Raw genomic sequence first — 1,997 nt, 5'->3', positions numbered from 1 at the left:
TGCTGCTGGACGAGCCCACCAACCACCTGGACCTGGACGCCCTGGTCTGGCTGGAAGCCTGGCTGCAGCGCTACGACGGCACGCTGATCATCATCAGCCATGACCGCGAATTCCTCGACGCGATCACCAAGGTCACGCTGCATCTGGACGAAGGCAAGCTGGTGCGCTACGGCGGCAACTACACCAGCTTCGAGACGCAGCGCGCCGAGCGCATGGTGCTGCAGCAGGCCGCCTTCTCCAAGCAGCAGGACCGCGTGGCCCACTTGCAGAAATTCATCGACCGCTTCAAGGCCAAGGCCAGCAAGGCCAAGCAGGCGCAGAGCCGCGTGAAGGCGCTGGAGCGCATGGAGCGGCTGGCGCCCGTGCTGGCGTCTGCCGACTTCAATTTCGAGTTCCGCGAGCCGCTGAATCTGCCCAACCCGATGCTGATGTTCGACGAGATGTCAGCCGGCTACGGCACGACCACGATCGTGCGCGACATCGACCGCTCGGTGCTGGCCGGACAGCGCATCGGCATCCTCGGCGCCAACGGCCAGGGCAAGTCGACGCTGGTGAAGACCATCGCCGGTACCCAGCCAGCGCTGGCGGGCAGGCTAACGCAGGGCAAGGGCCTGTCCATCGGTTACTTCGCCCAGCAGGAACTGGACGTGCTGCGCCTGGACGAAGGCCCGCTGGAGCACATGGTGCGGCTGGCTCGCGAGGTCGGCCCAGCCGGCCGCGAGCAGGAACTGCGCGACTTCCTCGGCCAGTTCCGCTTCACTGGCGACATGGTCAACCAGCAAGTCGGCAGCCTGTCTGGCGGCGAGAAGGCGCGGCTGGTGCTGGCCATGCTGGTGTGGCAACGCCCCAACCTGCTGCTGCTGGACGAACCCACCAACCACCTGGACCTGAACACCCGCGAGGCGCTGTCGATGGCGCTCAACGAGTTCGAGGGCACCGTCATGCTGGTCAGCCACGACCGCGCGCTGCTGCGCGAGGTCTGCGACGAGTTCTGGCTGGTGGCCGACGGCGTCGTCAAACCCTTCGACGGCGACCTGGACGACTACCAGCGCTGGCTGCTCGACCAGAGCAAGGAAGCCGCCCGTGCAGCCAAGAAGCAGTCGGCGGCAGCGCCGGCGCCAGTGGTCAAGGCTTCAGCTGCGCCTGCGCCTGCCGCGCGCGAGGACCGCAAGGTTTCGGGTCAGGCGCGCGCCAAGCTGGCCGACCAGACGCGGCCGCTGCGCAAGGAGATGGAGCAGATCGACAAGCGCATGCATGCTCTCGCCACTGAGCGCGCCGGCATCGAAGCCCAGCTCGCCGAAGGCGCTGCCGCCTCGGCCATTGCCGAGATGGGCAAGCGCCTGAAGGCGATCAGCGACCAGCTCGAAGCCGACGAGGCGCGTTGGCTGGAGCTGGGTGAGCAGATCGAGGCGCTGAACGCCTAGATCGCGAGCACCGCGGCCAGGGCAATCGCGCCTGGCAGCGCCTGCACGAAAAGGATCTTCTTCGAGGCCGTGGCCGCGCCGAACACGCCGGCCACGACGACGCAACCCAGGAAGAACACCAGCCAGGGCTTGCCCACGCCTGCGGCGCCCTGTATCAGGCCCCAGGCCAGGCCTGCGGCGAGAAAGCCGTTGTAGAGGCCCTGGTTGGCCGCCAGTGCCTTGGTCTGCTCGGCGAAGTCCGCCTTCAGCCCGAAGGCCTTGCGGCCCAGCGGCTTGGTCCAGAAGAACATTTCCAGCACCAGGAAATACAGGTGCAACAGCGCGACCAGCGCCGACAGCACGATTGCGACCATCTGCATCGTCTCTCCTCGTCTTTTGTGATTGGGGGTGGCGCATCGTCTCAGATCGCCCTAGCGTCCGGTGTCGCATGAAAGACCATTTAACTTGTACGCAATTGAATTGCGAACTACATTAATGGCCATGGCACGCAGCAAGACCCCACCCCCCAACGCCGATCCCCGCGGCGAATGGCTGCAGCTGGACCGCCAGCTCTGCTTCGCGCTGTACCTGTAC

2 protein-coding genes are annotated in these 1,997 nt (G+C 66.1%); one reads left to right on the top strand and one right to left on the bottom strand.

The window, feature by feature from the left end:
* Positions 1-1,424 (top strand): ATP-binding cassette domain-containing protein (locus AC1DU6_RS29090; RefSeq protein ID WP_477861425.1); only part of this gene is annotated, 1,424 nt, incomplete at its 5' end.
* On the opposite strand, the gene AC1DU6_RS29085 is transcribed toward AC1DU6_RS29090, so the two are convergent.
* The gene (locus tag AC1DU6_RS29085) at positions 1,421-1,783 is read right to left on the bottom strand and encodes a DUF1304 domain-containing protein (protein WP_457325858.1); all 363 of its coding nucleotides are present in this window, start codon (positions 1,781-1,783) and stop codon (positions 1,421-1,423) included. The two genes, AC1DU6_RS29090 and AC1DU6_RS29085, sit on opposite strands and share 4 nt — an antisense overlap.
* Positions 1,784-1,997 lie beyond the last annotated feature (214 nt).

This window comes from Roseateles sp. P5_B10, from assembly GCF_056400485.1.
This window is presented reverse-complemented; position numbering and strand designations above follow the sequence as displayed.

What these genes read in the sequence shown, in the direction of transcription:
- AC1DU6_RS29085 (WP_457325858.1), bottom strand. Translation starts at nt 1,783, where the DNA reads ATGCAGATGGTCGCAATCGTGCTGTCGGCGCTGGTCGCGCTGTTGCAC.